The following is a 6,230-nucleotide window of genomic DNA, read 5'->3' as shown; positions in this document are numbered from 1 at the left end:
GGCGTTATTACGATTGTTAAGGAACTGCCGCAGAAAATCTGGAACAGTATAGTAGGAGCAGTTACCAGAGTGGCTACGTGGGGCAACAATATGCTTACGAAAGCCAAAGAGGTAATGAATGCCATGGTAACGGGCATTGTTACGATTGTTAAGGAAATACCGCAAAAGATTTATAACAGCATTTCTGGTGCAATTTCCAAAGTGGCTACGTGGGGTACAGAAGTAAAGAACAAAGCCGTAGAGGGCATGAGAAATGTAATTACTGGAATAACAGACGTATTTAAGGATATTGGCAGTACGTTTGCAGGGTTCGGTAAAAACATGGTAGAAGGCATCTGGAACGGCATAAGCGGCGCTACGAGGTGGATAAAAGACAAAATAAGCGACTGGGTAGGAGACGTTACCGACTTCCTTAAAGATTTATTCGGAATTGCCAGCCCGTCTAAGCTGATGCGTGACGAAATCGGCGTATATCTGGCGCAGGGTATCGGCGTTGGCTTTTCTAATGAAATCGGCGGCGTTAAGAAAATGATTGAGGACAGCGTACCGCAGGAGTTTGACGTAGACGCAAAGGTAAATGTAGGCAATGAATTTAAGTATGATAACGACGACAAAAAGCCAAAGCCGAGAGGCGGCGGCAGTGCAGCAGGCGGCGTAGTTGTCAATCAGTATATTTATGCGAATACCACGGACTATGCAAAACAGCAGAAAGAGGCAGCCCGACAGTTCAGAATGATAGCAAGGACGGTGTAACACATGGAAAATGAAAAACTGACTTACATAAATTCAAGGGGCGAGCGGTTAGAGCTGGGAGTAGACAGTGTATACCATTGCAATATAAGTAAAGACGTAGAGGGCATTTCCGGCGTTACGAGCGTCATTTACAGCACAAACAGTATGGGACAGCACGGCGACACCTACGTAGGGCAGCGTATCGAGGCGAGGGACATAGACGTAGCGGGACATATCAACACACGGGACAAGGCGCAGGCATTGGAACTGCGCCGCCGTATGCTTAAGATATTTAACCCAGAGCTTAGCGCTACGCTGGTGTATGAGTACGGCGGCTTTAAGCGTGTGATTGATTGCAGGGCGTATGGAGAGCCTAAGATACTAAAGAAAGAGGTACTTTATGAGTTTGATTTACAAATAGAGTGCCTTAACCCGTTCTGGCGGGAAGAGGAAGAAACAAAAGAGGATATAGCAAGCTGGGTGGCTGCGTGGCATTTCCCTTGCGTTATTGAAAAGGACAGCACAAAGAGCATGATATACGGATACCGAGCGGAAAGCGTAATAGTGGACTGCTACAACGAGGGCGACGTATCAACAGGAATGAGGATAAGGTTTACAGCACTGGGGACAGTTTCAAACCCGATACTGCTTAATGTGGATACCGAGGAATTTATACAGATTAACGCCACTATGAAAACGGGCGACGTGATAGAGATTAACACGAAGTACGGCAGCAAGGGCGCTAAGCTGATAAGGGACGGCGTAGAAACCGACTATTTCCGCTATATTGATGTAGACAGTACATTTATGCAGCTTGCCATAGGCGACAATATGTTTAGGTATGATGCAGCCAGCGGCGTAAATTCTCTGGAAGTATCCATATTCTACAGCAAGGAATTTTTAGGAGTGTGACGGTATGGAGCTTAGAGTATTCGACAAGACAGTACAGCCGCTGGGAGCTATAGACGAGCTGGCAAGCCTGCTATGGCATACAAAGTATTTTGACGTAGGAACTTTTAGCCTGCTTGCGCCGATTACGGACAATAACAGCCGTTTGCTGGTAGAGGGTAACTTAATAACCAAGCACGACGGAAAAAAGGAAGTAAAGACCGCCGACGGCGGCGTATGGCGCAGGGCAGCGCAGATAACCTACGTACACATTACCAAAGACGAGAACGGCTTAGAGCAGTTAGAGGCACAAGGCTATATGCTTAGCTGGTGGCTTAATAAGCGCTGCATTTATCCGCAGATTGTGGCGACAGGTACAAACCAGTATCTTATAAACCTTATGGTAAAGAACAACTGCGGCAGCGCAGCAGGAACAAAGCGGCGTTTTCCATTGCTTACATTTCTGGCGCAGGAAACCATAGACGGCGTGGCGGTTGAATATGCAAACGAGGTATACGCACAACTGGGGCAGGAAGTAAAGGCAAGGGCGCAGGCTGGAAAGTTGGGCTATGACATTCTGCTTAACGAAAGAGAGAGACTGTTTGGCTTTTATCTGTATAAGGGCAATGACCTTACAGCCACAAATACCGAGGGTAACACACCCTGCATATTTTCAAGAGATTTTGATAATGTCAACGAGCAGGAATATACAGCCAGTATAGAGAACTGCGGCAACTTTATTTATGTGCAGGGAGCAGCTGACGACGACGGCAGCCAGCCAGTAACCACAGTGGACGGCGAGGGCGCAACGGGGCTGGATTTAGTAGAGGTATTCTGCGACGCTACGGACATTGCCAGAAAGTACCAGCAGGGGGAAACAGAGGTAACAATACCGCTGAATACCTATATTGCAATGCTGAAAACGAGAGGCGGCGCAGAGTTGGAAAACTACGGCAAGAACATAAATTTTGTAAGTACCATAAATACAAATTCAAACTTAAAATTTAAGGCTGATTTTGATTTAGGCGACCGTATTACTTGCAAAGAAACCAAGTGGGGCATACAGATAGATGCACGTATTACAGAAGTAACGGAAACATACCAGAAAGGCGAGGAAACCATAGAGGCGACCTTTGGCGACAGCCTGCCGACGCTGGTAGACCAGATTAGGAAAGTGAGGTAGCAGAAATGGCAAACAGCTTACCGTTTAATGCCGTGGCAGTAGACGGAGAGTACGACAGGGTATATAAAGCCGAGGATTGGGCGTGGTACTTTGCTACTTTCATTGCAAACGGCATTTTTCCAAAGCCGAGCGACGGGCTACAGGTGGTAGCTTACAGCGGCATGGAAATAAGAGTAAATGCAGGCTATGCCTTTATAAACGGCTACGCCTTTAGAAATCCTGCAACGCTTAGCGTAACACTGGATACGGCAGAGGGAGCGCTTAACAGGGTGGACAGGGTAGTAGTTCGCTGGGATTTGCCGCAAAGAGATATGTATATTGCGGTGCTGAAAGGCACACCGTCTGCAAAGCCGACAGCAACGGCAGTAACACGCACCACGGAAATATGGGAGCTTGCGCTTGCAGATATTTACGTAGGCAAGGGCGTAACAAGGATACAGACGCAGAACATCACAGACCAGCGATTTAATAGCGCAGTCTGCGGCATTGTAACAGGAACGGTGGAAGAGATAGACGCAAGCGTGCTTACAAAGCAGTTTACGGACTTTTTCAACACCTACAGCGCAGCCGTGCTGGACGAGTTCAGCGCATATAAGCAGAGTATGGAAAAGTACCTTACAGAGATTGCGGGCGTATATGACAGCTACGTAAGCAAGACAGAGGGCTTATTTGCACAGTATGAGAGCCAGTTTAACGAAAGATACAGCAGTTTTGAAAGCACGCTTGACAACTGGGACAAGGAACTTTTAAGCGCCTATACAGAATTTATGGCAAAAATTAAGCTATTCCAGTCGGACGCTGAAAACGAATTTAACACATGGTTTGAGAGTATCAAGGACAAGCTGGGCGAGGACATAGCAGGCAGCCTGCAACTGCAAATTGAAGAGCTGGCAGCAGCCATGCAGGAAGTGAAAAAGCAGGCAGAGGCAGGCACGAAAGAAACCAAAGAGGCAATAGCAGCGCTGGACGAGCGACTTAAGAGAGTAGAAAGCGGCTGGGGCATTGACTATAAGCATGATGCTATACTGGGATTGTGTTACATGGGTGCAGCATACATGAGCCAGCATTACGAAAGAACAGTAGAAACGGCAGTGTTAGGGGCTACCTACGTGGGTAATTCCTATCTTGCAAATACATTTTAGAAAGGCGGCAGACCATGAAAGGATTTCCTAAAGTATTAAAGACAAAAGAGGACTATTACAACTGCCTTGCTATGGTAGCAAGCGGAGAACTGGCGGCAGCGGACTTGCTGGCAAAAATCGAGAGCGCAGAGAACCAGCGTTATATTGAGTGCGGCGTAGCAGCTGTAGAGGAAGAGAAAAAGGCGGTTACGGTATATTACTGCGACGAGGCAGCGGTAGGCATGAAATTTGTAGCGGGCGACGTATCCGGCACAGTGCAGGGAGTAACACATATCCAGACTGACGAGGCAGCGGCAGCAGGAGAGGCAGGAAACGACAGAACAGCCCTTACACTTTCCAAAGCGGTAAAAGCGGGCTGCAAGGTAATTGCGCTGGAACGCACAGACACCGTGGCAGGAATGACAACAGACGACATTGCAGCACTGAAAGGAGTATTAAAGCAGTATGAGTAGATTATTAGTGGACGACGTTACAAAGACCGACGCAAGGGCGCTTTTGAACGTAAATAAAATGGCTACAATCAGCGATATTGTAGCACCGAGCAATGAGTACATTTACGCCAGCGGAGCAAATGAGCTGACTGTAGTAGAGGGCTGCGTAATTGCCGTGGGCGGCGCTGGAATTTTCAAGACAGCAAATACAATTCTTACGGCTGCTAATCTGGACGCAGGCAGCGCTTTTGCGGTAGGTAAGGACTATTACGTATATATCTGCGACAGCAGAATTGACAGCGCAGACGAGAAATACGTGATTTCCCTTAATTCTACATACCCGACAGGCTGGAACGCTACAAACAGCCGTAAAATCGGAGGCTTTCATTATGGACGCTGCCGCAAGGTGGACAGCAATTTACAGCCGCTTAATGGCAGCAGTGTTATTTTTGGCACAGGCTGGGAAAGTGCAGTAAGCAACGGCATTGTACCACGTTCTGTATGGACACTGGGACACCGCCCGAAATGCAGCCCAGAGGGTATGGTATATTTAGGCGGCGGCACATGGGTAGATATTTACCTTAATTCTGACGACGGGGCAAAGGGCTTGAAATCAGAGTACGGCTGCGCACCTATGACGGGTACAGAAAGCATGAACTGGTACAACTTTGTAGAACGTCTGGCAAAGAGCGGTAAGCGTCTGCCGAACTATGCAGAATTTAGCGCTTATGCTTTTGGCAGCCCTGCCGGACTGGATAACGCAAATACAAACGCATGGAGCGCCACCAGCAACACAGGTAGGGGCGTAACAGGCAGTGTGGTAAATGCCGTTTCTTCCGTGGGCGTTGTAGATGCCGTGGGGCGTGTCTGGGAGTGGCTGGACGAGCTTATTACAAGAGCGGAACACGCCACAAATGCAGACTACCACGCAAGCGTAGCGTGGGGCTGGGACAAGAAAAGCCCATTGAACACAGGCGAGAAGTCTTACGACGTTGGTAATATTTACCAGTATTACGCATATTCTCTGGCGGCGCTGGTAGCGGGCGGCAGCTGGAGCTTTGGGGCGTATTGCGGCGCTCGTGCCGTGGATTGCTCCTATTACCCGTGGCTTGTCGGTACGGGCATTGGCGCTCGTGGGGCGTGTGACTCTCTGTAGACGGCGGGCGAAAGCCCAGCCGGATAAACGGGGGTAAGGCATGGACATACAGACAAAAACAGATATTATACACCAGAAAATATACGATTTTCTGCTATATATTTACCCTCTGCTTACGAAGTACCCAAAGTATGAGAAATTCAGTTTACAGACGGCGACAAGAAACGCAATTCTTGAAATGCTGCAAGAGGTTATAAAGTGGGATAAGACGGCAACGAAAAGCCACTTATACACGGTAGATACGGCATTGCAGGAAAGTAAAGAATTGCTGCGGCTGGCGCATGACTTGAAGTATAGCGCTATGAACGCACGGCACTACGGCGAGAGCTGCCGCAAGCTGAAAGAAATAGGCGTTATGCTGGGCGAACTGATAGAAGAGGTAAAGACCAGAAAATAGCAGGATATGGGGCAGCTGCTTACTTACAGCCTCTGGCGGCGCATTACGCTTTTAGAGGCTATGGGCGACTATGGAAACGTACAGAAAGCCTATAACAAAGCCAGAAAGTGTAAACGGCACAGAAAAGACGTACTGATTTTTACGAAAGACAAAGAGGAAAACTTAGACAAGGTGCGGGAAGATATTATAAACCTTGCCTATGAGCCAAGCAAATACCATTACTTTAAGGTGTACGAACCGAAAGAGCGGCAGATAATGGCGTGAAGTGCTATACTAACGTTGTAACAGTAGTGGCTAATAA

Annotated in this window: 7 protein-coding genes and 1 pseudogene; all 8 read left to right on the top strand. The window is 48.0% G+C overall.

Annotation, left to right across the window (positions count from 1 at the left end):
• Positions 1-753, top strand: a pseudogene (locus tag DW826_RS17180) (hypothetical protein); the annotation flags it as partial.
• A gap of 3 nt (positions 754-756) precedes the next feature.
• Positions 757-1,644: a phage tail family protein gene (locus DW826_RS17175; RefSeq protein ID WP_117553302.1), complete on the top strand. Its 888-nt coding sequence runs from the start codon at positions 757-759 to the stop codon at positions 1,642-1,644.
• Between the two features lie 4 nt (positions 1,645-1,648).
• Positions 1,649-2,803, top strand: a complete 1,155-nt coding sequence (locus tag DW826_RS17170; RefSeq protein WP_009297825.1) for a siphovirus ReqiPepy6 Gp37-like family protein — start codon at positions 1,649-1,651, stop codon at positions 2,801-2,803.
• 5 nt (positions 2,804-2,808) lie between these two features.
• Positions 2,809-3,945 carry a hypothetical protein gene (locus DW826_RS17165; RefSeq protein ID WP_117553301.1) on the top strand — a complete coding sequence of 379 codons (1,137 nt, stop codon included), beginning with the start codon at positions 2,809-2,811 and terminating at the stop codon, positions 3,943-3,945.
• 14 nt (positions 3,946-3,959) lie between these two features.
• Positions 3,960-4,397 (top strand): hypothetical protein, encoded by a 438-nt coding sequence (locus DW826_RS17160; protein ID WP_055056154.1) that lies wholly within the window; start codon positions 3,960-3,962, stop codon positions 4,395-4,397.
• Positions 4,390-5,532: a hypothetical protein gene (locus DW826_RS17155; protein WP_117553300.1), complete on the top strand. Its 1,143-nt coding sequence runs from the start codon at positions 4,390-4,392 to the stop codon at positions 5,530-5,532. The genes DW826_RS17160 and DW826_RS17155 overlap by 8 nt, the downstream gene beginning before the upstream one ends.
• Before the next feature lie 40 nt (positions 5,533-5,572).
• A complete protein-coding gene (avd, locus tag DW826_RS17150; protein WP_002591284.1) occupies positions 5,573-5,929 on the top strand; it encodes a diversity-generating retroelement protein Avd in 357 nt (118 codons plus the stop codon).
• A gap of 6 nt (positions 5,930-5,935) precedes the next feature.
• Complete coding sequence (locus tag DW826_RS17145) at positions 5,936-6,193, top strand: hypothetical protein (protein ID WP_242994142.1); 258 nt, start codon at positions 5,936-5,938, stop codon at positions 6,191-6,193.
• Positions 6,194-6,230 lie beyond the last annotated feature (37 nt).

This window comes from Clostridium sp. AM34-11AC (assembly GCF_003435375.1).
In the GTDB taxonomy this organism is placed as follows: Bacteria; Bacillota; Clostridia; order Lachnospirales; family Lachnospiraceae; genus Pilosibacter; species Pilosibacter fragilis.
Note: the sequence above shows the minus strand (reverse complement) of the source record. Positions and strands in the feature narration are given on the sequence as shown.